Origin of the sequence: Salinibacterium sp. NG253 (assembly GCF_015864945.1) — a bacterium.
GTDB lineage: Bacteria > Actinomycetota > Actinomycetes > Actinomycetales > Microbacteriaceae > Rhodoglobus.
The window spans coordinates 475,911-498,664 of sequence record NZ_JADYWF010000002.1 but is presented as its reverse complement, the minus strand read 5'-3'; the positions used below and the strand labels follow the sequence as shown (position 1 = coordinate 498,664).

The following is a 22,754-nucleotide window of genomic DNA, read 5'->3' as shown; positions in this document are numbered from 1 at the left end:
GTAGCCGAATTACGGTTGCTTAGGTTAGGCTTACCAACCTGTCCAGAACTCAACTGACAAGAGAGTCCAGTGCTCGCAAACTTCCTGATCGGACTACGAGAAGGCCTCGAAGCCGCGCTTGTGGTTGGCATTCTTATTGCCTACGTTCGCAAAATCGATCGTACCGATGTACTCCCCCGCATTTGGCTCGGAGTCGCTATCGCCATCGTGTTGTCGCTGGGCCTCGGCGCGAGTCTCACCTTCGGCACCTACGGCTTGTCGTTTCAGGCTCAAGAGCTCATTGGCGGCATCCTCTCGATTGTTGCTACCGCCTTCGTCACGTGGATGATTTTCTGGATGCTCCGCGCCGCCCGCGGTCTCGGTCGCGAACTGCGCAGCGAAGTCGACTCGCACCTCACGGGTGCCGGCTGGGGCCTCGTTCTCGTCGCGTTCCTCGCGGTCGGCCGCGAAGGCATCGAAACCGCCCTCTTTATTTGGGCAGCAGTACAGGCGAGCGGATCGACCGCACTCCCCCTCACTGGCGCAGCGCTCGGCATTGCTGCCGCGATTGTGCTCGGCTACCTCATCTACCGCGGCGTCGTGAGCATCAATCTCACTCGCTTCTTTACGTGGACCGGCGCAATCCTTATCATCGTTGCCGCCGGCGTGCTCTCCTATGGCGTGCATGACCTGCAAGAGGCCGGCGTTCTGCCGGGCCTCCACGCACTCGCCTTTGACGTCAGCGCGGCTATCCCGCCCGACAGCTGGTACGGCACATTGCTTAAGGGCACTCTCAACTTCTCCCCCGCGACCACGTGGCTCGAAGCCGGTGTGTGGGTTGCTTATGTCGGGGCTGTCATGACGATTTTCATCCGCACTGTTCGCGGCAACAAGCGTGCTGATAAGCCGCTGGTGCCCGAAGCACGCCTCAGCACTCAAGGAGCCTGATGACCACCCGCCCTACCCGCTACGGATTCGCCGCGGCGGCAACTGTCGCTGCGCTCGCTCTCACCGGCTGCGTTGCCAACAGCACCGAAGCCACCGCCGACAACACGATCACTGTCGACAGCAGCGCCACAGATTGCGCCGTGAGCGCCAGCGAAGCGCCAAGCGGCACCCTCGTATTCTCCGTCACGAACTCCGGTGACCAGGTCACTGAGTTCTACCTGCTGGCGGATGACGGACTGCGCATCGTCGGTGAGGTCGAGAACATCGGCCCCGGCATCAGTCGCGATCTCGTCGTATTGGCTCAACCGGGTGACTACTTCACGGTTTGCAAGCCGGGAATGATCGGTGAGGGAGTTGGTACGGCAGCGTTTACGGTCACCGATTCCGGTACAGATTTGTCGTTCAGCGGTGACACTGCCGCGCAAGTCGCCGCGGCAAACGCCAACTACAAGAGTTACGTCAAGGACCAGATCGAAAACCTTGTCGTTGGCACGGAAGACTTCGCTGCCGCGTATATCGCTGGCGACGATGACGCTGCCCGCGCTCTCTACGCCCCGACGCGCGTGTTCTGGGAGCGCGTTGAGACTGTAGCCGAGTCGTTCGGTGACCTCGACCCCCGCATGGATCTGCGGGAAGCCGACCTCGAAGACGGTCAAGAGTGGACCGGCTGGCACGCCATGGAGAAAGATCTGTGGCCCGCCGAGGCCGAAGCCGGCTTCGAGCCCTACGACCAGTCGAAGCGTGAAGCGCTTGCCTCGCAGCTTGTCGAAGACACCACCACTCTCTACAACAACGTGCAAGATCTCGAGTTCACTCTTGATCAGCAGACCAACGGCGCCATTGGCCTTCTCGACGAGGTTGCCAGCGGCAAGGTGACCGGAGAAGAAGAGTTCTGGTCGCACACCGACCTGTGGGATTTCCAAGCGAACATCGATGGTGCTCGTGTGCTCTATGACGGTGTTCGCGACATCCTGGTCACGAAGGATGCCGATCTCGCAGCCACCCTCGACGCGGAGTTCGATGAGCTGCAAACATTGCTCGACGCGCAGAAGGAAGGCGACGGCTTCCGTCTCTACACTGAGCTGTCCACGAGCGAGATTCGCGCATTCTCCGATCAGGTGAACGCGCTCGCCGAGCCCCTCTCTCGCCTTACCGCAGTGTTGGTTCTCTAACTCCACTCCCCCGTCTCCGGCCGTTGCAGACAGCAGCCGCCTACCGCCCCACACCGAAAGAACAGCAATGCCAACAGATGACACCAAGGGTCTCTCCCGCCGCGGCCTCCTCGGGCTAGCTGGGGCTGGCGTTGTGGGTGCCGGACTCGGCGTTGGTGGAGCTTTCGCGTTCGGTGGCGGTGGCGGCTCGTCGACGACGGGCAACGATGTCGCCGCGACCTACCCGTTCTTCGGCGATCACCAATCGGGCATCATCACGCCGGCTCAAGATCGACTCCACTTCGCCGCCTTCGACGTCAATGACATCTCTCGCGACGAGCTCATCGAACTGCTCCAGGACTGGAGCTACGCCGCCGCGCGCATGACGACCGGCGAAGCCGCAGGCGACTATGGTCCCGCGAGCGGACCCTACGATGCGCCACCGGATGACACGGGCGAAGCCCTCGATCTGCCACCGGGTGGTCTCACGATCACCTTCGGCTTCGGCCCTACGCTGTTCGATGAGCGCTTCGGCCTCGCCAGCAAGCGACCATCGGCCCTCATTGACCTCCCGAAGTTCCCCAGCGACGCTCTGCTGCCCGAACTCGTGGGGGGCGACCTCTGCATCCAAGCGTGCAGCGACGACCCGCAGGTCGCCGTTCACGCCATCCGCAACCTCTCGCGTATCGCCTTTGGCCGCGCAACGCTTCGCTGGTCTCAACTCGGCTTCGGCCGCACGTCATCGACAACGCAAGCGCAGAAGACACCGCGCAACCTCTTCGGCTTCAAAGATGGCACCGCGAACCTGCGCGCCGAAGAAACCGACGCAGTTAACGACTTCGTCTGGGCAGCATCCGGAGACGGAGCTTCCTGGATGGCCGGCGGCTCCTATCTCGTGAGCCGCAAGATTCGCATGACCATCGAGACCTGGGACCGCACCTCACTGCGTGAACAAGAGACGATCTTCGGGCGCACCAAGGGTGAAGGCGCACCTCTCAGCGGCGGCTCCGAATTCACCGACCCCGACTTCGAGCAGGCCGGTCGCGATGATGCGCCGCTGATTGACGACAATTCGCACATGAAGCTCGCCCACCCCGACACCCACGGTGGCGCGCAGATTCTGCGACGCGGCTACAACTTCGTGGATGGCAACGACGAGCTCGGCCGACTCAACGCCGGCCTGTTCTTCATCAGCTTCCAACGCGATCCTGAAAAACAGTTCGTGCCCATCCAGCTCGCGCTCTCGCGCAACGACCTCATGAACGAATACGTGCGCTACGTCGGCTCAGCAATCTTCGCTGTTCCTCCCGGAGCACAGTCAGGAAGCTTTATCGGCGCGGGGATGTTCGACCTCGCCTAAACGGGTTTGCCTCAGCATTGCGCCAAGAGCTCAGTTGGCGATCTGCTCGCCCATCGAAGCGGGCGCGACCGTGTAGTTCGCGGTGTAGCCATCATCGGTCTGCGCGACAAGTACGACGACATTCCACGAATCATTGGAGAAGAGAACCGAACCGGCACCATCAGCACCGCTGGCTTGCACTTGCGACTCGTAACCGGCATCCGCAAATTGCGTTTCGATGGCGCCCAGGGGCGATTCAGCGCCCGTCAAGATGGTGATGTTGTAGCCGCGATTGTCTCCGTCGCCGGCAGCGATGCCAAACTGCACTTCGCCGTCGGCCAGCGGCACTGCACTGGGGAAGCCCTCAGGAACCTCATCGCCGCCGAGGCTCACTTTGCCGCCGGTAGCCTGTTCCACGATTCCGCCGATGGGGTTTTCGCCGAAACAGCCCGATAGCGCTGGCGTAATGGCCAAGGCCAGAACGAGGGCAACGGATGCGCTAACACTGCGGCGGGCGCTCAACATGACTAACTCCAGAAGTGACGCGGTGGTGCGACTGAATACGCCGTTAACCAACGATGCAGCCACGATCAGGATGACCGTAGCTGCATCGTACTCCGCGCAGATTGCCGACTCATGTGAGCCCGCTGCGAGAAGAAAGGTTAGGCGTTTTGCTTCTTCATGCGCGACGTGCTGCGTGCGCGAGCGTTGGCATCGAGCTCGACCTTACGGATTCGCACGAACTCCGGAGTGACCTCTACGCACTCGTCTTCGCGAGCGAATTCGAGGCATTCTTCCAACGTGAGCTTGCGCGACGGAGTCATACGCTCGAACGAGTCCGAGGTCGACTGGCGCATGTTGGTGAGCTGCTTTTCCTTGGTGATGTTGACGTCCATGTCGTCGGCGCGCGAGTTCTCGCCGACAACCATGCCTTCGTAGACCTCCTGCGTGGGCTCAACGAAGAACGACATGCGCTCCTGCAGAGCAACCATCGCGAACGGAGTAGCCGCACCGGCACGGTCAGCAACGATCGAACCGTTGACGCGCGTGACGATTTCGCCAGCCCAAGGCTCGTAACCGTGCGAGACGGCGTTGGCGATACCAGCACCGCGGGTGATGGTCATGAATTCGGTGCGGAAACCGATGAGGCCACGCGACGGAACGATGAATTCCATGCGAACCCAGCCGGTGCCGTGGTTACTCATCCCCTCCATGCGGCCCTTACGAGCAGCAAGGAGCTGAGTGATCGCACCGAGGTATTCCTCAGGAGCATCGATCGTGAGGTGTTCGAAAGGCTCGTGAACCTTGCCGTCGACCTTCTTGATAACAACCTGGGGCTTACCAACGGTGAGCTCAAAGCCTTCGCGACGCATCTGCTCAACGAGGATGGCGAGCGCAAGCTCTCCACGACCCTGAACTTCCCAGGCATCCGGACGCCCGATGTCGACGAGCTTGAGCGAGACGTTACCGACGAGTTCGCGGTCGAGACGGTCCTTGACCATGCGAGCGGTGAGCTTGTGGCCCTTGACCTTGCCGATGACCGGCGAGGTGTTGGTTCCGATGGTCATCGAGATTGCTGGGTCGTCGACCGTGATGGTCGGCAACGGACGAACATCGTTGGGGTCACAGAGAGTTTCACCAATGAAGATGTCCTCGAAGCCTGCAACAGCAACGATGTCACCGGGGCCGGCGCTTTCGGCCGGGTAACGGTCGAGAGCCTTCGTGATCATGAGCTCGGTGACGCGCACGTTGGCAACGCTTCCATCGTGCTTGACCCAGGCAACAGTCTGGCCCTTCTTGATGGTGCCGTTGAAGACACGCAGAAGAGCAAGACGGCCGAGGAACGGCGAGGAGTCAAGGTTGGTAACCCAGGCCTGCAGGGGGTGCTCGTCGTCGTACGACGGTGCGGGAACGTGCTTGAGGATGGCGTCGAACAGCGGCTCGAGGTCATCGTTGTCAGGCAGGGTGCCGTTTTCGGGCTTGTTCCAGCTTGCAGCACCAGCACGGCCCGAAGCGTAAACGATCGGGACATCAAGGATGGCGTCCAAGTCGAGGTCGGGAACGTCGTCTGCCATGTCGCTCGCGAGGCCGAGGAGCAGGTCCTGGCTTTCGGCGACAACTTCGTCAATGCGCGCATCCGGACGGTCAGTCTTGTTGACCAGCAGGATCACGGGAAGCTTGGCTTCAAGAGCCTTGCGGAGAACGAAGCGAGTCTGCGGAAGCGGGCCCTCGCTGGCGTCAACGAGCAGCACAACGCCGTCGACCATGCTGAGTCCACGCTCAACTTCGCCACCGAAGTCGGCGTGGCCGGGGGTGTCGATCACGTTGATCGTGATGGGGCCATCAGTGGCGTACTTGCCGTTGTACGAAATCGCGGTGTTCTTCGCGAGGATCGTGATGCCCTTTTCGCGCTCGAGCTCGTTCGAGTCCATCGCGCGTTCTTCGAGGTGCGCGTGCGCCTCGAAGGAGTTCGTCTGGCGAAGCATCGCGTCAACGAGGGTTGTCTTTCCGTGGTCAACGTGGGCAACGATCGCTACGTTGCGCAAATCGCTGCGAGTGGCCATAGCCATAGCAATATTCCTTAATTCATTGGAGGCTGTGCGGTCTTTCACCGCAGACGCTGCGCAGAAATTCTCGGCAGCAGATCGGCGGCCTGATGCCACCGGGTAAAGATCTTGGGAGGTCGCAGAAGATCATTCAGAGTGTCCTGCTCCACCAGTTTACCCTGTTTGACAAGATTTATCGCAGCCGCCCCCTCAGGGGGACGAAAATGCTAGGGCTTCCACTCCCACACGTTCCACCATACGCCCGGATTCAGCGACGACAACGAGACGTTATCGACCCGGTCTTGGTCGTATGCGACTGTGGCGGGGTATTGGAATAACGGCATTCCATAGGATGCACTCCAGAGCGCAGCATCCGCCGCCTTCAGGGCGTTGGTTCGTCCCTCAGCGTCCACGCTCGGGTCAGTCGCATCGGCTATCAACGAATCGACCGTGGAATCAGAGAAGTAATTGAGGTTGGCATAACCGCCGGTGCCGTAGATCGCCGCCGAAAGCCCTACGCCAGGGCGAGGATTCTGCCAGCTGAACAACGCAGCGTCGTAGGCACCGGGGGTGCCGAGTTGGTCACGCCAGTCGTCACTCGAACAATCACTCACTACGAAACCCGCCGCCTTGGCCGACTCGGCGATGGAGGTGTATTCGGCTGCACGCATGTCGTCAGAGGCGTCATAGAGGATGCATACGCCAGGCTTCGAGACGCCCGCTTCGGCAAGAAGCTCTTTGGCGCCAGCAATGTCCGGCTCGACGAAGTCGGCAGAGCCATTAGCGGCACGCGCACTGCGATAGCCCTCATCGCCGGGAGCGAAGAGGAATGAGTCGCGCGGGGTTGCCCGACGATACAGCTCGCCTAGCGCAGTCTGAACAACTGCGGCGCGCGGCACCGTTTTGAGGAACGCTTGACGCACGAGCGGATCATCGAAGACGCCACTCTTTGACTCCGCGAATTGCAGATCAAGGTGTTCAAACCTATCGGTGGTGCCATCGATGACCGTGGCGTTCATCGTGGCAAGAGCATTGCGCACATCTTGATTCATTGTCGGCTCTGCTACTTGTACAGCACCAACAAGCAAGGCCTGTGCTTGCGCTAGCGGATCGCTCATGAACCGAACGCGAATCTCTTGAAAAGTCGGCTCGCGCATGCCGCTGTAGTCCTCATTGGCCCTCAGAGTCACGTACTGATTCGCGACGAAGTCAGAAACTACGTAAGGTCCGTTCGAGACGACAAGGCTCTTATTCGCGGGCATGCCCTCGAAGTTGAAGACCGTGTTCCAGGTGCGCGCGATCGCGGCAAGGTCGCTCTCATTGCCATCGCTAATGGCGGAGAAAACGCGCTCTTTGGCCTCGATCGAGTCGTCACTGGCGAAGGCCATCATGCCGACGACGTGGGCGGGCTTGGCCGCAGAATCTGCGCCGAAGAACGCAGATTGCCACTGAGCGGTTGGCTCGTCAAACACGAGGGTGAGCGACATCCGATCGTCACTCATTTGCGGCATCTCTGTGACGAGACCGATTCCGGTATCTCCGGTGGCGCTGGCGTCGAACAACACTCGGTCATCCGAACGATCGATCGGAGCGCCCGTCTCGGAATCCACCGTGCTGGCGGCATCCGCATCGGGAGTGTTGAGAGCACCGGATGTCGCAGCCCACTCCAAGAGCAGATCAACGGCATCAACGGCGGAACCATCTGACCAGCGCACGCCGTCAGCGACCGTATAGGTCACGGCGAGGGGGTCATCGGACACCTTCTCGAAGTGGCCGAAAGACTCATCGCGCACGAGCGCAGACTTGTCGTCGAAGTAGGTGAAACCGGAGCCTGTTGCATAGGCAATGGTGGCGTTCGTGTCACTCGCACCAAAAGAAGTCGACGGGTTGCCCGAGGTGTAGGGCTGAGTGACCGCGACGGTGAGCTCTGAGCCTTCGATAGTGGGCGATTGCTGAGGGACACAGCCCGCCAACACCAATACTGCGGCCGCGGCAACAGCAAGGCTCGCCGTAATTCTTGTGGCGCTCACGAAACCCCTTCTGCACACGGACACACAGCGTGCGGTGGCACGCTAGAAACGAGTCTAAGTCAGAAGGGCCGCTCCCCGAGTGGGGAACGGCCCTTCTGCACTAAGAAACTAGGCGCCGAGTGTGATGTTGGCGCCGGGGATCGCTTCAAGCAATTCCTGCGTGTAGGGATTGCTGGAGTTCTCAAAGACCTCGTCTGTCGACGCGGCTTCTACGATGCGGCCACCCTGCATGACGCACACGTTATCTGCCACCAGTCGCACGACAGCGAGGTCGTGCGTGATGAACAGATACGTGAGCTCAAGCTCGGTCTGCAACTCGGTGAGGAGATTCAGCACCTGCCCCTGAACCAGCACGTCAAGCGCCGAGACCGCTTCGTCGAGCACGAGCACCTCTGGCTTGAGTGCCAAGGCACGAGCGATAGCAACACGTTGACGCTGGCCACCGGAAAGTTCGCCGGGGTAACGGTGACGTGCTGCCTGCGGCAGCGAGACCTGATCGAGCAGTTCGCTCACCCGGTTGTAGCGTTCCTTCGCAGTGCCGAGCTTGTGAGCAAGCAGCGGTTCTGCGATGGTGTTTCCCACGCTGTACTGCGGGTCGAGTGACCCATACGGGTCTTGGAAAACGGGCTGAACGCGGCGACGGAATTCGAGGAGTTCCTGTCCCTTGATTCCCGCGAGGTTCTTGCCGTCGAATTCGATGTTTCCGCTCGTGAGCGATTCGAGCTGAAGAATCAGCTTGGCGACCGTCGACTTGCCAGAACCGGACTCCCCGACCAGCGCGGTCGTGGTGCCCTTCTTGACGCCAAAGGAAATGTCATTGACGGCAAGAAGCTTGTCTTTGCGGAAGCCCTGCTTGCGAATCTCGTAGACCTTGGTGATGTTGCTCACCTTGATCAGGTCCTCATCCGCTGATGCTTCTCGGGTTGCGGCACGAGCGATGAGAGCTTCATCGAGCGAGCCTTCACCGAAGATGCGCACGCTGTCGTCAGTCGACTTCGCCGATTTGATCGACTGGATGCGACGCGAGGCGAGGCTCGGTGCCGCAGCGACGAGACGCTGAGTGTACGGATGCTGTGGGTTCTCGAGAATCGCACGCGACGGTCCCGATTCCACGACCTTGCCCTTGTACATCACCACGAGTTGTTCAGCACGCTCAGCAGCTAGGCCGAGGTCGTGAGTGATGAAGAGCACGGAGGTGCCGTAATCACGCGTGAGTGTTTGCAGGTGGTCGAGGATCTGGCGCTGCACGGTGACATCGAGCGCAGACGTTGGCTCGTCGGCGATCAGGAGCTTCGGGCGAGCCGAGAGTCCGATACCGATGAGAACACGCTGGCGCATTCCACCAGAGAACTGATGAGGGAACTGCTTGAGTCGCTCGCTGGCATCGCTGAGGCCGGCTTCTTGCAGTACTTCGATGGTGCGCTGGCGCGCTTCTTTGCCCTGAGCGATTCCGTTGGCCTTGATCGCCTCTTCTACCTGGAAGCCAATGCTCCAGACGGGGTTGAGGTTCGACATCGGGTCCTGGGGAACGTAGCCGATCTGGCTACCGCGCACCTCAGCAAACTGAGCATCCGAGAATTGGGTGAGGTCGTGGCCTTCGAACTCGATCGAGCCGCCCGACACCTTGCCTGCACCCGGGAGGAGCCCAATAACTGCTTGCGCAGTCGTGGACTTGCCCGATCCGGATTCACCGACGATCGCGAGCGTCTGCCCCTGATACAGAGTCAGGTCGACGCCGCGGACGGCGGGCACAAGACCACGCTGAGTCTCGAAGCCAACTTCGAGGTTGCGAATCTTGAGCAGCGGTGTTTCATCGTTCGAGGAGTCAGACGACACGGAAACTGTTTCTGGATTGGTCATCGGCGTGCTCTCGCTTCCGGGTCAAGGGCATCGCGAACTACGTCGCCGAACATCAGGAAGGCAAGCACGGTAATCGAAAGCGCAGCCGAAGGCAGCAAAAGCGTCTGCGGGTGCGTACGAACCGTCACTTGAGCCTGGTTGATCTCGTTACCCCACGACATGACGGTGGGCGGCAAACCAATTCCGAGGAATCCGAGAGTCGCTTCCGCAACGATGAAGATACCGAGCGACACCGTGGCCACCACAATTACGGGAGCAATCGAGTTGGGGATCACGTGGCGAACCAGAGTCTTGAATCGCGAGACACCGAGGGCGGCCGAAGCCGTGACGTAATCCGAGTTTCGAGCGGACAAGACTGCGCCACGCATGATGCGCGCAATCTGGGGCCACGCAAACAAGGAGAGCACGAGCGACACGGTGAGTGCGTCACGAACAGAGATTACCGAGAACAGAACGATTGCTCCGAGAACGGTGGGGATAGCGAAGAATACGTCACCGACGCGCGAAACGAAGGAGTCGAGGAACCCGCCGTAGAAGCCCGCGAGAGCTCCGATCACGCCGCCGAACAGGGTTACGATCACCGTGGTCAGCAGACCGATGGTCACCGATGCCTGAGTTCCGAAGATGATCCGCGAGTAGACGTCACAGCCCTGGCGGTTAAACCCGAGAGGGTGACCGGCCTGAGGATCTCCGTTGCTGAACTTGAGGTAGCACTCGCGGGGGTCAGCGCTAGCGAAGAGCCCCGGGAATACCGCCACAATCACGATCACGAAGATCAAGCTGGCTGATACCCAGAACATCGGACGACGACGCATGGCTTCCCACGCATCGGTCCAGGTGCTGCGGGCCTTGCCTGTTTCATCAACCTGATCGATTTCAGCGACCGGAGTCTCTGCAAGCGAGGCGATGAAGTGTTCTTGGCCGGGACGATGCCGACCAGTGTTGTTACTTGGCATAACGGATCCTTGGGTCAAGCGCGGCGTAGAGCAGGTCAACGAGCAGGTTGGCTAGCACAAAGATGATGACCATCACTGCGACGAAGGAAACCACAGTGGGACCCTCCCCTAGCCGGATTGCTCGATAGACGGTTCCACCGACACCGTTGATGTTGAAGATTCCCTCGGTCACAATCGCGCCGACCATGAGCGAACCGATATCGACTCCTAGGTAGGTGACGACAGGAACAAGCGAGTTGCGAAGAACGTGCACGGTGACAACTCGACGCCGCGAGAGTCCCTTAGCAGTAGCCGTGCGCACGAAGTCTGCGCCGAGGTTGTCTGCCACGCTCGCACGGGTAAGCCGCACGATATAGGCGAATGAAACCGAGGCGAGAACGATCGCCGGCAAAATGAGTTCGCCCCACGGCGCCGCACCGCTGACGGTGGTTCTTGCCCACCCCAGTTGGATGCCGAAGACGTATTGAAGCACAAAACCGACAACGAACGTCGGAACCGAAATCAGCAGAAGGCTGATCACGAGGGCGGAAGCGTCGAACAGTTTTCCCTTGCGGAGACCAGCAACGAGGCCGACGATGATGCCGAAGAAGGCTTCGATCGCGAGAGCAAGCAGCGCTAGTCGAGCGGTGATCGGAAAGGCCTGAGCCATAACGTCGATGACCGGTCGGCCGGAGAACGTCGTTCCCAGATCGCCTTGGAAGAGCCCACCGATGTACAGCAGATACTGAACGATGAAGGGTTTGTCGAGGTTGTACTCCGCTCGAACCGCTTCAATCACTCCCGGAGCTGGCGGGTGGTCGCCGTAAAGCGCAGCGATTGGATCGCCGGGAACCGCGAACACCATGAAATAGATCAAGAATGTCGCGCCGAAAAACACGGGGATCATCTGGAGGAAACGCTTGCCTGCATACCAAAGCATCAGATGGTTCCCTCGAAGGAACGGATAAGCATAAGAGTCACAATCACTGAATGAGGGTACTCAGTGTAATGCCCGGGGCCTAAAGCTAGCCCCGGGCATTACACCTTGAGAGTGGAAACTGGGTAAAACTAAGAGCTAATTAGCCCTTGGTTACCTCGTTGTACAGCGGGACAGAGTCCCAACCGAATACAACATTGTCAACGGTGTCAGAGTAGACACCGGTGACGTTCGAGTACCACAGCGGGATCGAAGGAAGGTCGACCAGGAGGACTTCCTGAGCTTCCTGGTACTTCGCCGTTGCCTCTTCTACGGACGATGCGCTAGCACCCTCAGCAAGAATCTTCTCGAACTCGGGGCTCGAGTAGCCTTCCTTGTTCGAGCCGGCTCCATCAACGTAGAGCGGTCCGAGGAAGTTGTACAGCGACGGGTAGTCAGCCTGCCATCCGGCACGCGTTCCACCGGTGAGCGCGTTAGCGTCACGGTCGTTGAGCGCGTCTGCGAACGTCGGGTATGCCTTGCCCACAGCTTCAATGTCAAGCGTGTTGCTGATGCTGTTAGCTACAGCGTCAACCCATGCCTGGTGTCCACCATCAGCGTTGTACGCGAGGTCGAAGACGGTGTCTCCGTACGGCGCGATTGCGTCAGCTTCAGCCCACAGCTTTACAGCCTCATCCGGGTTGAAGTCGAGGACTTCAGCGCCAGCGAGGTTGTCGGAGTGACCAGCGATTACCGGCGACGTGAAGTCGGTTGCCGGCGTACGAGTGCCCTGGAAGATGACATCAGTGATTTCAGCGCGGTCGATCGACATCGAGATAGCTGCACGACGCAGCTTGCCCTCTTCGCCCGACCAGTGCTCGAGGTAGTACGGCATGTTGAACGCCTGGAAAATTGCTGCAGGCTGGTTCACCGAACGACCCGGGAAGTCCGACTCGTAGGTTGCGAATGCCGAGTCAGGGACAGCGTCGAGGATGTCGAGGTTGCCACCGAGAGCGTCAGCGTATGCCGCATCCTGGCTGGTGTAGAAGATGATCGACACGCCACCGTTGACAGCCTTGCGTACGCCGTCGTAGTCAGGGTTGGTGACGAGGTCGATCTGGACATCGTGCTGCCACCCGTCTTCAGCAACCATGTACGGACCGTTGCCGACAGGGTTTTCGCCGAATGCGTCAAGGTCTTCCCAAGCCGACTCGGGCAGCGGCATGAATGCCGAGTAGCCGAGACGCAGCGGGAAGTCTGCCTCAGGGTTGATCAGGGTGACGGTGAACTCGGTGTCGCTGACAACGTCAAGACCCGTGAGCTCTGATTCCTCGTCGTAGCTGAAGCCCTCGATGTTGTCGAAGAAGTACGAGGAGCTTTGCGCGTTGCTGAGCAGTGCGCCGTACTGCCATGCCTTGACGAAGGAGTCAGACGTTACAGCTTCACCGTTGGTGAAGGTCCAGCCGTCGTTCAGTGTGACGTTCCACACCTGTCCGTCTTCGGATTCGATCGACTGAGCTACTTCGTTGACTACATCGCCATCAGCGGTGTAGGAAACGAGACCAGCGAAAATCGAGGTGACGATCTTGCCGCCACCAGTTTCGGTGGTGTTGGTCGGAATGAGCGACTGCTGTGGCTCGCTACCGTTTGTGGTGATGATCGCGGCGGTATCGCTTTCGGCGGGCGCCTCGCTGGCCGAGCAACCCGCAAGTGCGAGTGCTGAGGCTGACAGCAGTGCGATTGCACTGATGCCCATGCGTGATCTCTTCAATGTTTCCTCCTGTGCAGAATTGCGCTAACGGCACGGAATTTTTGGCGCCGCACCGCGCTTGATAGTTCACACCCTAAAACGGGGGGATGCCCCAATCAAAACTGTAAAGCCAAACGTTACACAGCAGTAACGCTCGTGAAGATTATGTGCATACTTTGCAGAATTCCCGCGCACCATCGCTGCCATTCACTACAAAACTGCGCAAACCTCTCCAGAGCGACGCCCAGCAACGTGAGTTAACATCTTTCCATGTCGCAATCGAGCCCGGCTTCCCGCGCGCCCCAGACCATACTGATCTTCGACGGTGACTGCGCCTTTTGCACCCTTTGGGTCAATCGTTTGCAGGCAATTCTTCCGGTGTTCCCCGAGAGCACTCCCTGGCAATGGATCGATCTCGACGACTACGCCCTCACTCAGGACGACGTTGAGAAAGCGGCGTGGTTCGTGACTCCTACTCGACAGTTCGCCGGCCACATGGCGTTCTCAGCCCTTCTGAGAATTCAGCCAAATTTCGGATGGCGCTTCCTTGGGCATCTCATTGCCACCGAGCCCTTCAGCACGATCGCCTCCCTCGGCTACCGTTTCGTCGCGCGCTTCCGGCACCGTCTGCCCGGCGGAACTCCAGCCTGCGCCATGCGCCCCTCCGAGTGAGCTCAGCACCAGCGCTTCCTCAGTCGCGCGGCCGGCTCTGGACAGAGATCTCGATCGTTCTTGCGCTCTCGCTCGGGGCGTCCGCGATCTATTCGATCGTCTCGATCACGAACAGACTGACGCGTACCGAATCGCTGTCGCAGCAAACCGCAACGCTGAATTCGTCACTCAGCACACGGCCAACCTTCGACCTGATCTATCAGCTGCTCGGTATCACTTTTGATCTCGCGCCCGTCGCGCTCGTCGCGTTCCTGTTGTGGAGTGCGACCAAGCCGCGACTGTCGAGACTCGGAATCGACTTCACACGCCCGACTCGCGATGGACTCACCGGAATCGCTCTCGCCCTTGCGATTGGCATCCCCGGAATCGCGGTCTACCTCGCCGGGCGTGCCCTCGGCATCACTGTCAATGTTGTCCCCGCTGCACTCGACCAATACTGGTGGACCGTGCCCGTGCTGCTGCTCTCGGCTCTGCGTGCCGGTATTACCGAAGAAGTCATCGTGATCGGCTACCTCTACGCCCGACTCGGCGAGCTTGGCTGGAGCCGGTGGCAGATCATTATCTCGACTGCGATCCTGCGCGGCACCTATCACCTCTACCAAGGCATTGGCGCGTTTGTCGGCAATGTCGCCATGGGATTGCTTTTCGGCTGGCTCTACACGCGCTACCGTCGAGTGCTGCCCCTTGTCATTGCCCACACCCTCATCGACGCTGCCATCTTTGTCGGCTACGGCTGGGCTCTAGGAGCGTTTCCCGCGCTCTTCGGCGCCACGGAATAGTTCTCCACAACCAGTACCGTTCGCTACATCCGAGGCGTAGAGTGTGGCGCATGTCGTCGCAAATCACTATTGAAACAGTGCCAAGCCACGTCGTTGCCGGCATCGAGTTCTCGACAACGATGCACACTCTTCCTGCCGACATGAGCGGCGCAATCGGCACTCTGCTCACCGAGACTGCCGACCCCGCCATCACCGTCGCGGGGCCCGTGATGGCCGTGTACACCGAAGAGATGCGCACCGATGGGCCATGGAAGTGCGAAGTCTGCGTTCCAGTCGCGAACGGGCTTATCGATCATCCAGTGCTCACGACACACGAACTGGCCGGTGGCCGCGTTGCTACGGTCACACACCACGGCGCCTACAGCGGTCTCAAGGCCACTTACAACGACGTTTTCGATTGGTTCAGCGAACACGGCCACACCTACGCCGGAGCACCCCGCGAAATCTACCTCAACACCCCTGGCGAAGTTACGGAAGCAGAGCTCCTCACCCGCCTCGAATTTCCCGTGGTTCCCGCCGCCGAATAGCTCCAGAGAGGAAACAACCATGAAAACGAACCCCTACCTGAGTTTTAGAGACAATGCTCGCGAAGCTCTTGCCTACTATCAGTCCGTGTTCGACGGCACCACCGAAATCCATACCTTCGCCGATTTCAACGCCAGTGAAGATCCCGAAGAACAAGAGTGGGTCATGCACGGCCAGCTGGAATCCCCGGCCGGAATCACGCTGATGCTGGCCGACACCCCCAAAACCATGGACTACAGCCCTGGCGGATCGATGTCGATCTCGATTGCGGGCTACCTCAGCGAAAAAACCGCCATCGAGGGCTACTGGGAAAAGCTGTGCGACGGTGGTCGAATCGACATGCCGCTCGAGCGCGCCGAATGGGGCGGGATCTTCGGAATGGTGCTCGACCGCTACTCCGTGAACTGGATCGTCAGCATCAGCGACGACAACGAGACGCGTTAGCGCCGTACTGCAGCAGTCTGCACCGCCGCGGCGCTGACCCCCTCGAGCGGGCATCCTCAGGATGCTCCGCTTCGAGAGTCAGCGAGCCGCGGCCTGAGCGACTACGTGCAGTTCGGACGACAGGACCGCTGGCTGAGGGCATCCACGAGCACCTTGCCGAGGTCTTCCGGCACGGCAGCGGAATACGCTGCACCACCCGTCGACTGCGCAATTTTCGTCATTGACTCCAGGTCAGTATCCGGACCGAACCCGATCAAGATCACCGGAACGGGCTCATTCGGGTCGTCAATCGCCTTCAAGTTTTTGAGAAGCGCCGACAGGCTGATGCCGTTGTCATCTTCGTTGTAGCCATCAGTGATGAGCAGAACCGAGTTGATCTTCGACGGGTCGTAGTCCTCCTTGACCTCCTTGACCGCAGCCAAGATGGTGTCATAGAGCCCCGTGTAGCCGTAAATGCGATCCGGCAACGATGCGACAACGCCATTGATCTGAGCCACATGATCGGGATCAGACAGAGGCTCAATAGGCGACAGCGGTTCCCAGTCCTGCGTGCCGATACGGTTCTGAGAGAAGGCCCACACGCCCAGCTCGGCTTCGCCCGAGAACTTTGACAGCGCCTCACTAGCAGCGAGCTGGAACACGTCGATTCGGCGCAGGCCGTTATTCGCCGGATCCAGCATGGAACCTGAAGTGTCAATGACAACGAGGAGTCGCGAACGAAGCGTAAGAACACTCCACGAGCGAAGAATCTCGATCTGTACTGCAGCATCCGCCGTCGGCTTCGCTTCAGTGGCTGTCTCGGGAACTCCCGTCACCCGCAAGTCGCCGCCGCCATCAGCATCGCGGAAACCCTCCTTGGCCAACACTTCAGCCGACGAGCGCGTTGCCGCCGCCAGCGCCGTAAGAAGTCGTTGCGGAGCATCGGCAGCGACTATTTCACTCGCTACCGCAGCAGAAGCGCCTGTGGACGCAGAGGTCGCTGAAGTGGACGTCTCAGCTTCTTCATCCCCACCGACGACCTCAACAAAGGGGTAGGTCAATTCAACCGTTCCGTCCGTCGGATATAGCGCGATCATGGGCGAGGACTCAGACCCGCTGTTGTAGGTGGCAACTTCACGCTCCGTTGTCATGACAACGGTGGGCAGAGTTGCGTCAGTCGCGAGCCCGAAAGCCTCTTCGGAAGTCTGAGGAATTGTTTTTCCCATGGCGATCATGGCACCCGCGAACTGGCGCGGATCTTCAGCAGACGAGACCGACTGCAGCTGCGCAAGGCCAGCAAGGCTCGCGGCATTCGCCTCGGGGTCAGGGACCAGGGTCACCACAGTGCCGCTGAGTAGTGACTCCCACGACAGCGGCGTATCGCCGAGGTCGGCGACTTGCGATGCGGATGTAGCCAGCACTACCGGGGTGCTCGCCACGTAGTCGGTGATCTCGAGCTCGGGGGCAGTGCGCCCCAAGGAGTCGGCCATCGATGTGACGCGATCGAGCCAAGCCGCCGAGTCAGGAACCCACGCGTCGAGATCGCCGGCAGCACCTGAAGCGAAGAGAGCAGCGGTGTCTGCCGAAACGAGCGAACGGACTTCGGTTTCCGTGCAGTTGCCGTCGGCCTCATCGAACTCCGCCGCGACGATAGTGAGGGCAGGAGCAATCGACGGGTCAGCGGCGATTACGACAGGGCGAGTATCTGTGCAGCCACCCGCTAACGGAGCAACAGCATCCGAAATCCATCCAATTGCACCCAGTTGGATGCCAGCGAGAGAGAGTGCTGCAATGGCAACCAGTGCCACCGGCGCCAGCCACCAGCGCTTCTTCCACCGTTGCCAAAAAGTTTTACGGTGTCGATGCCGTCGGGTGGTCACGAAGCTCTCCAGTCGGTGAGAAAGCGATTTGGGGTCGTCGGGTCGACCACTCGCTGTACACCAAACGCACATTACAACACCTGAAGAGAGAAAATCCAGCTAAAGTGAAGAATTTTCCCCACGGCAGATGCCGATGCCAGACGAATGCTGGTGTCCCACATTCGGGGGACACAATTATGGCGCGTGCAGAACCGAACTGGATCGGTTCCGCACGCGCCATTTTCCGTTACTCAAGCAACGAAATTTAGGGCATTTCGCTAGTGCGCAAACGCCTCAATCGGCGGGCACGAGCAGACCAAATTGCGGTCACCATACGCGTTGTCAACACGGCGTACCGGCGGCCAGTATTTGCCCGAAACGAGAGAGCTCAACGGATACACCGCCTGCTCACGCGAATACGAGTGATCCCAGTCGCCCGCGATCACCGAATGCGCCGTGTGCGGAGCATTGATGAGGGGGTTGTCGTCGGCTGGCCACGTTCCGGCCGCCACGGCATCCGCTTCTTCTTTGATGGCAATCATCGCGTCGATGAAGCGATCGAGCTCAGCGAGGTCTTCGCTCTCGGTAGGTTCAACCATGAGCGTGCCCGATACCGGGAACGACATCGTCGGAGCGTGGAAACCGTAGTCAATGAGGCGCTTGGCGACATCGTTGTTGTCGATGCCGGTCGCTTCCTTGAGCGGACGCAGATCGAGGATGCACTCGTGAGCAACGAGGCCGTTGTCTCCCGCGTACAGCACCGGAAAGTGCTCGCGTAGGCGCACCGCAATGTAGTTGGCTGAAAGCACAGCGGCACCGGTCGCGGCTTTGAGGCCAGCCGATCCCATCATGCGCACGTAGGCCCACGTGATCGGCAGAATGCTCGGGCTTCCGTAGGGCGCAGCGCTCACCGCTCCCCCAGCGTGAACATAGGGACCAGCAGCACCGGTCTGCATGTCGAAAGCGGGATGATGCTGGCTCTGCGCCATGGGGTGGCCAGGCAAGAACTTAGCCAGATGCGCTTTCGCCACAACCGGACCAACGCCGGGGCCGCCACCACCGTGCGGGATGCAGAAGGTCTTGTGCAGGTTGAGGTGACTGACGTCGCCGCCGAAGTCCCCGAACCGCGCGTAACCGAGCAGGGCGTTAAGGTTGGCGCCATCGACGTACACCTGACCGCCAGCATCGTGCACGGCCTGCGTGATTTCACGCACTTCGTGCTCGTAGACACCGTGGGTGGAGGGGTAGGTGATCATGAGGGCGGCGATTTCACTCGCGTGCTCGGCGATCTTGGCACGCAGGTCGTCGAGATCCACGTTGCCGAGATCATCGCAGGCCACCACGACGACACGCATTCCGGCGAGCATGGCGCTGGCGGCGTTCGTGCCGTGAGCACTCGACGGAATGAGGCAGATCGTGCGTTCCGGATTGCCATTCGCGCGGTGGTAGCCACGAATTGCGAGGAGCCCCGCGAGTTCGCCCTGGCTTCCGGCGTTCGGCTGCAACGACGCGGTGTCGTAACCGGTGACCTCAGTGAGCCACGACTCTAGGTGCGAAATCATGACGAGATAGCCCGACACATCTTCGGCCGGAGCGAAGGGGTGGATGCCTGCGAACTCCGGCCAGCTCACCGCTTCCATCTCGGTCGCTGCGTTGAGCTTCATCGTGCACGAGCCCAGCGGGATCATGCCGCGGTCGAGCGCGTAATCCTTGTCGGCGAGGTACTTGAGGTACCGCATCATGCTCGTCTCCGAGCGGTGCGTGTTGAACACCGGATGCGTGAGGTACTCGCTCGTGCGGTTGAGAGCCTCGGGGATGCTGGAGTCGTCAAGCGGTGTCGTGTAGCCGCTCTCGAGCCCAAAGGCTTCGGCGAGATCGTTCTCTTGCGCGGCGAGCATTCCACCGTAAGGCTGCGTCGAGACTTCGTCGAAGCTCAAACGAACAGTGTCAGCATCCACAACATAGAGCAGGATGTCGCTCTCGAGTGCCTTGGCGGCGATCGCTTGCGCTTGACCTTTTTTCGTCACAGAGAGGGTGTCGAAGAAGGTCTCGTTCTCGACCGTGTAGCCGGCAGCGGTCAAGCGTGCTGCGAACTTGGCGGTGTCGTGGTGGATGCGCTGAGCGATTCGCTTGAGGCCCTGCGGTCCGTGATAAACGGCATACATGGATGCCATGACAGCGAGCAAAACCTGCGCGGTACAGATGTTGGAGGTCGCTTTCTCGCGGCGGATGTGCTGCTCGCGCGCCTGCAACGAAAGACGGTAGGCGGGGTCGCCAGCGGCATCCTGAGATACACCGACGAGGCGGCCGGGCAACTGGCGTTCGAGGCCCTTGCGCACCGACATGTAGCCGGCGTGCGGTCCGCCGAAGCCCATCGGAACGCCGAAGCGTTGTGTGGTGCCGACGGCAACATCTGCGCCGAGTTCACCGGGCGACTTGAGAATCGTCAACGCAAGCAGATCAGCGGCAACAACGGCGAGTCCGCCGTGAGCTTTCACTGCAGCGATAACCTCGCTGGAATCCCACACGCGACCGGTTGCGCCCGGGTATTGGATGAGCGCGCCGAAGCACTCCGGCAGCTCAGGGTTCGCACCGAGCGTTGCCAGGTCGATCTCAACAAGCTCAATTCCGAGAGCCTCCGCGCGGTTCGCCAGCAGAGCCTTGGTCTGCGGAAAAGTATCGGCATCCACGATGAACACGGGCGACTCCACGCGAGCCGCACGGCGCGCAAGGAGCATCCCCTCAACAGCGGCGGTGCCCTCATCGAGCATCGACGCGTTCGTCGTGGTCATTCCAGCAAGGTCAGCAACCATCGTCTGGAAGTTGAGGAGCGCCTCAAGGCGACCCTGCGAAATCTCCGGCTGGTACGGCGTGTAGGCCGTGTACCAGCTCGGGTTTTCAAGCACGTTGCGCTTGATTACGGCGGGCGTGATGGTGTCGTAGTAACCGAGACCGATCATGCTGCGACGAATCTTGTTTGCGCCGGCGAGAGCACGCAGTTCGGCGAGCGCCTCACGCTCAGAGGCGGGAGCCGGGATCGTGGAATTCACGATCGGAGTCTGGTGAATGGCGGGCGGAACCGCAGCATCCACGAGCGATTCGAGGCTGTCGTAGCCGACAGCGGCCAACATGCTGGCCTGGGCTGCGTCATCCGTGCCGATGTGGCGGTCAGCAAACGTGCCGCTGATGAAAGGGTTGGGCATTATTCGCCTGTCAATGCGGTGTATTCGTCGAGGCTGAGCATCGACGGGAGTTCAGTAAATTCGATCTTCACGAGCCAGCCTTCGCCGAAGGGGTCGCTGTTGACGAGTTCTGGGCTGTCGGCGACAGCATCGTTGGATTCGACGACGGTTCCCGCAACGGGAGCGAAGAGTTCGCCCACCGACTTGGTCGACTCGATCTCGCCAACGATCTTGCCCTCAGCGACGGTGGCCCCAACCTTGGGCAGATCAACGAAAACGATGTCGCCCAGCTTGCCTGCCGCGAAGTCGGTGATTCCGACCGTCGCGACGTTGCCGTCAACCAACACCCACTCGTGCTCGGCGGTGTACTGCAATTCGCTCTTCTCAGCCATGATCAGGCCTCTCTTTTGTAGAAGGGTAGGGAAACAACGGATGCAGCAATGCGACTGCCCCGCACATCAATGTGAAGCTCGGTGCCGACCTCGCTCACGGCGGGGTCGACATAAGCCATCGCGATGGGGTGGCCCAGAGTCGGCGAGAGCGCACCGGAGGTGATGACTCCGACCTCGGTGTCGCCGTCGAAGATGAGGTAGTCGGCGCGACCGGCACGGCGACCCTCGGCAGCGAGACCGACGAGAACGCGAGCGTCAGCATCCGGCCCGGCTTCGATTGCAGTGCGGCCGACAAAGTCGCCTTCCTTGCTGAGCGCAACAACGCGGCCGAGGCCCGCTTGCACGGGGAAGGTGCTGAGGTTGAGCTCGTGTCCATACAGCGGCATGCCCGCTTCGAGGCGGAGAGTGTCTCGGCACGCGAGACCGGCGGGCACGAGGCCGAGCGGTTCGCCGGCGACGGTGAGCGCTGCCCAGAGGTCGGCCACGGCATCCACGTGAATGTACAGCTCAAAGCCGTCTTCGCCCGTGTACCCGGTGCGACCGATAATGAGGTCGGTGCCGTTGAAGGTGGCCGCGGTTTCGCGGTAGTACTTGAGTTCGTCGAGCGGCGTAGCGAAGTCGCCGAGACCGGCGGTCGCTTCGAGGATGGCGCGCGAGACCGGACCCTGCACGGCGATAAGCGCGTAGTCGTCGCTCTCGTCGGTGACCACTACGTCAAAGTCGGCAGCGCGCTCGGTGAGAGCAGTTGCGGCAGCGAAACGGTTGCCTGCGTTCGCCACGACGAGGAAATGGTCGTCGGCAAGGCGATAGGTGACGAGGTCATCGATGATGCCACCCGCCTCATTGAGCAACAGGCTGTACTTGGCTTGAGCCAAGGCAATACCCGAGAGCTTGCCCGCGAGCGCGTAGTCGAGGTACGCGCCAGCGTCAGCGCCGCGCACGTGAATCTCGGCCATATGCGAGATGTCGAAAATGCCGGCAGCGGTGCGCACGGCATGGTGCTCGGCGAGGTCGGAGCTATACCGCACCGGCATCATCCAGCCAGCGAAATCGGTGAACGCAGCACCGAGTTGCTCATGGATGTTGTGCAACGGCGAATACCTCACCGCGGTGGGCGAAGATTCAGCGGATGAAGCTTCAGAACTTGATACATCGGTCACGGAGTTCTCCTGGCGCATGGGCTAGTGAATAGAACTCCCCCTCTGTGATGAGCCTGAGAGCTTCACACGCTAAACGCTAGCGAGCTTTCACCGTCGGCGGAACCTCAGGGTGATGCGAGGTTCTCTTTCCAGAGTGGCCAGTGCGGTGCGGTACGTGAACCTGAGAGATTGGCGGGGAGGCTTGCTCCTTCGGTGCCGGCCTGACGCTTGCCAATTTCAGTTGACTAGCGCTGGGTGCCCGGCTCTCCCGCATCGTGTTGCGGCCCGATGTTCAGTTGTGAGTTCAGCATAGCAATGTGGGAAGGATG

The 22,754-nt window shown here is 60.4% G+C and carries 18 protein-coding genes and 1 riboswitch; of the genes, 7 read left to right on the top strand and 11 right to left on the bottom strand.

Annotated elements, in window-relative coordinates; translation table 11 throughout:
• Nucleotides 1-69: 69 nt before the first annotated feature.
• The 3 genes from efeU to efeB all read left to right on the top strand — a co-directional run bounded on the left by efeU (nt 70) and on the right by efeB (nt 3,438).
• Complete coding sequence (gene efeU / locus I6E52_RS12255) at nt 70-927, top strand: iron uptake transporter permease EfeU (RefSeq protein WP_197157800.1); 858 nt, start codon at nt 70-72, stop codon at nt 925-927.
• Nucleotides 927-2,099 (top strand): iron uptake system protein EfeO, encoded by a 1,173-nt coding sequence (efeO, locus tag I6E52_RS12250; RefSeq protein WP_197157798.1) that lies wholly within the window; start codon nt 927-929, stop codon nt 2,097-2,099. The genes efeU and efeO overlap by 1 nt, the downstream gene beginning before the upstream one ends.
• A gap of 67 nt (nt 2,100-2,166) precedes the next feature.
• Entirely contained in the window at nt 2,167-3,438 is a 1,272-nt protein-coding gene (gene efeB / locus I6E52_RS12245; protein ID WP_197157796.1) for an iron uptake transporter deferrochelatase/peroxidase subunit, read from the top strand.
• Between the two features lie 30 nt (nt 3,439-3,468).
• On the opposite strand, the gene I6E52_RS12240 is transcribed toward efeB, so the two are convergent.
• The 7 genes from I6E52_RS12240 to I6E52_RS12210 form a co-directional block, all read right to left on the bottom strand.
• The gene (locus tag I6E52_RS12240; RefSeq protein ID WP_307842531.1) at nt 3,469-4,005 is read right to left on the bottom strand and encodes a hypothetical protein; all 537 of its coding nucleotides are present in this window, start codon (nt 4,003-4,005) and stop codon (nt 3,469-3,471) included.
• A 74-nt stretch (nt 4,006-4,079) separates the two neighbouring features.
• Nucleotides 4,080-5,987 carry a translational GTPase TypA gene (typA, locus tag I6E52_RS12235; RefSeq protein ID WP_197157794.1) on the bottom strand — a complete coding sequence of 636 codons (1,908 nt, stop codon included), beginning with the start codon at nt 5,985-5,987 and terminating at the stop codon, nt 4,080-4,082.
• Between the two features lie 203 nt (nt 5,988-6,190).
• Nucleotides 6,191-7,993, bottom strand: a complete 1,803-nt coding sequence (locus tag I6E52_RS12230) for an ABC transporter family substrate-binding protein (RefSeq protein WP_307842530.1) — start codon at nt 7,991-7,993, stop codon at nt 6,191-6,193.
• A gap of 108 nt (nt 7,994-8,101) precedes the next feature.
• Nucleotides 8,102-9,853, bottom strand: coding sequence for an ABC transporter ATP-binding protein (locus I6E52_RS12225; RefSeq protein WP_197157792.1), 1,752 nt, complete (start codon nt 9,851-9,853; stop codon nt 8,102-8,104).
• The gene (locus I6E52_RS12220; RefSeq protein WP_197157790.1) at nt 9,850-10,809 is read right to left on the bottom strand and encodes an ABC transporter permease; all 960 of its coding nucleotides are present in this window, start codon (nt 10,807-10,809) and stop codon (nt 9,850-9,852) included. The genes I6E52_RS12225 and I6E52_RS12220 overlap by 4 nt, the downstream gene beginning before the upstream one ends.
• On the bottom strand, nt 10,799-11,728 hold the full coding sequence (locus tag I6E52_RS12215) for an ABC transporter permease (protein WP_197125564.1): 930 nt from the start codon (nt 11,726-11,728) through the stop codon (nt 10,799-10,801). The genes I6E52_RS12220 and I6E52_RS12215 overlap by 11 nt, the downstream gene beginning before the upstream one ends.
• Nucleotides 11,729-11,867: 139 nt before the next feature.
• Complete coding sequence (locus tag I6E52_RS12210) at nt 11,868-13,460, bottom strand: ABC transporter substrate-binding protein (protein ID WP_231602090.1); 1,593 nt, start codon at nt 13,458-13,460, stop codon at nt 11,868-11,870.
• A gap of 264 nt (nt 13,461-13,724) precedes the next feature.
• On the opposite strand from I6E52_RS12210, the gene I6E52_RS12205 reads away from it, so the two are divergent.
• From I6E52_RS12205 to I6E52_RS12190, 4 genes are read left to right on the top strand one after another with little or no spacing between them, the layout of a single operon-like run.
• Nucleotides 13,725-14,126 carry a thiol-disulfide oxidoreductase DCC family protein gene (locus I6E52_RS12205; RefSeq protein WP_197125566.1) on the top strand — a complete coding sequence of 134 codons (402 nt, stop codon included), beginning with the start codon at nt 13,725-13,727 and terminating at the stop codon, nt 14,124-14,126.
• Entirely contained in the window at nt 14,123-14,905 is a 783-nt protein-coding gene (locus I6E52_RS12200) for a CPBP family intramembrane glutamic endopeptidase (RefSeq protein ID WP_197157786.1), read from the top strand. Before I6E52_RS12205 ends, I6E52_RS12200 begins: the two co-directional genes overlap by 4 nt.
• Before the next feature lie 50 nt (nt 14,906-14,955).
• Complete coding sequence (locus I6E52_RS12195; protein WP_197157783.1) at nt 14,956-15,432, top strand: GyrI-like domain-containing protein; 477 nt, start codon at nt 14,956-14,958, stop codon at nt 15,430-15,432.
• 19 nt (nt 15,433-15,451) lie between these two features.
• Complete coding sequence (locus tag I6E52_RS12190) at nt 15,452-15,874, top strand: VOC family protein (RefSeq protein ID WP_197157781.1); 423 nt, start codon at nt 15,452-15,454, stop codon at nt 15,872-15,874.
• Between the two features lie 101 nt (nt 15,875-15,975).
• On the opposite strand, the gene I6E52_RS12185 is transcribed toward I6E52_RS12190, so the two are convergent.
• From I6E52_RS12185 to gcvT, 4 genes are all read right to left on the bottom strand, one after another.
• Nucleotides 15,976-17,661, bottom strand: coding sequence for a VWA domain-containing protein (locus tag I6E52_RS12185; protein ID WP_197157779.1), 1,686 nt, complete (start codon nt 17,659-17,661; stop codon nt 15,976-15,978).
• 329 nt (nt 17,662-17,990) lie between these two features.
• The gene (gene gcvP, locus I6E52_RS12180) at nt 17,991-20,915 is read right to left on the bottom strand and encodes an aminomethyl-transferring glycine dehydrogenase (protein WP_197157777.1); all 2,925 of its coding nucleotides are present in this window, start codon (nt 20,913-20,915) and stop codon (nt 17,991-17,993) included.
• Nucleotides 20,915-21,286, bottom strand: a complete 372-nt coding sequence (gene gcvH, locus I6E52_RS12175) for a glycine cleavage system protein GcvH (protein ID WP_197125574.1) — start codon at nt 21,284-21,286, stop codon at nt 20,915-20,917. The genes gcvP and gcvH overlap by 1 nt, the downstream gene beginning before the upstream one ends.
• Nucleotides 21,287-21,288: 2 nt before the next feature.
• Nucleotides 21,289-22,446 carry a glycine cleavage system aminomethyltransferase GcvT gene (gene gcvT, locus I6E52_RS12170; protein WP_197157775.1) on the bottom strand — a complete coding sequence of 386 codons (1,158 nt, stop codon included), beginning with the start codon at nt 22,444-22,446 and terminating at the stop codon, nt 21,289-21,291.
• A 138-nt stretch (nt 22,447-22,584) separates the two neighbouring features.
• Nucleotides 22,585-22,706: riboswitch (glycine riboswitch) on the bottom strand.
• Nucleotides 22,707-22,754: the final 48 nt, after the last annotated feature.

What these genes read in the sequence shown, in the direction of transcription:
- I6E52_RS12215 (WP_197125564.1), bottom strand. Translation starts at nt 11,728, where the DNA reads ATGCTTTGGTATGCAGGCAAGCGTTTCCTCCAGATGATCCCCGTGTTT.
- I6E52_RS12210 (WP_231602090.1), bottom strand. Translation starts at nt 13,460, where the DNA reads ATGGGCATCAGTGCAATCGCACTGCTGTCAGCCTCAGCACTCGCACTT.
- I6E52_RS12220 (WP_197157790.1), bottom strand. Translation starts at nt 10,809, where the DNA reads ATGCCAAGTAACAACACTGGTCGGCATCGTCCCGGCCAAGAACACTTC.
- gcvH (WP_197125574.1), bottom strand. Translation starts at nt 21,286, where the DNA reads ATGGCTGAGAAGAGCGAATTGCAGTACACCGCCGAGCACGAGTGGGTG.
- I6E52_RS12190 (WP_197157781.1), top strand. Translation starts at nt 15,452, where the DNA reads ATGAAAACGAACCCCTACCTGAGTTTTAGAGACAATGCTCGCGAAGCT.
- gcvP (WP_197157777.1), bottom strand. Translation starts at nt 20,915, where the DNA reads ATGCCCAACCCTTTCATCAGCGGCACGTTTGCTGACCGCCACATCGGC.
- typA (WP_197157794.1), bottom strand. Translation starts at nt 5,987, where the DNA reads ATGGCTATGGCCACTCGCAGCGATTTGCGCAACGTAGCGATCGTTGCC.
- I6E52_RS12205 (WP_197125566.1), top strand. Translation starts at nt 13,725, where the DNA reads ATGTCGCAATCGAGCCCGGCTTCCCGCGCGCCCCAGACCATACTGATC.
- I6E52_RS12225 (WP_197157792.1), bottom strand. Translation starts at nt 9,853, where the DNA reads ATGACCAATCCAGAAACAGTTTCCGTGTCGTCTGACTCCTCGAACGAT.
- efeB (WP_197157796.1), top strand. Translation starts at nt 2,167, where the DNA reads ATGCCAACAGATGACACCAAGGGTCTCTCCCGCCGCGGCCTCCTCGGG.
- I6E52_RS12195 (WP_197157783.1), top strand. Translation starts at nt 14,956, where the DNA reads ATGTCGTCGCAAATCACTATTGAAACAGTGCCAAGCCACGTCGTTGCC.
- efeO (WP_197157798.1), top strand. Translation starts at nt 927, where the DNA reads ATGACCACCCGCCCTACCCGCTACGGATTCGCCGCGGCGGCAACTGTC.